Source organism: Burkholderia sp. GbtcB21, from assembly GCF_019091065.1.
GTDB lineage: Bacteria > Pseudomonadota > Gammaproteobacteria > Burkholderiales > Burkholderiaceae > Burkholderia > Burkholderia pyrrocinia_C.
The window spans coordinates 1-368 of record NZ_JAGXKA010000135.1; the positions used below are offsets into that span (position 1 = coordinate 1).

The window sequence follows — 368 nt, forward strand, 5'->3', positions numbered from 1 at the left end:
GTGCCGAGCTTGGTGGCCCGCTGGCCCGCGCCGTCGTACCAGTACCGCTCATGATCGTCGTCGGCGCCGCCGCGCACGAGCTGCGCGGTGCGCTGCAGCTGGTTGCGGCTGTCCCACGTGAGCGGCTGGTTGGGCCCCAGTGCCTTGAGGTTGCCGCAGGCATCGAAGTAGCCGTTCACGTCGCCAGGCGTGAGGCCGCCGGTCTGCGGCACCGCGCGGTTCGAGGTGTGGGCCACCACCATCTGCTGCGTGTAGGGCGTGCTGCCCTGGTGATGGATCGCGGTCAGGTTCGCGCCGCGGTCGTAGGTGTAGGTACGCGTGTAGTGGGTCAACTCGCCGCTTTCCGGGTAGAGCGGCACGATCGGCGG

Annotated in this window: 1 pseudogene; it reads right to left on the reverse strand. The window is 69.8% G+C overall.

What is annotated here, in order from left to right:
* A pseudogene (locus KVT39_RS36620) lies at window positions 1-332 on the reverse strand (RHS repeat protein); the annotation flags it as partial.
* Between the last annotated feature and the right edge of the window lie 36 nt (window positions 333-368).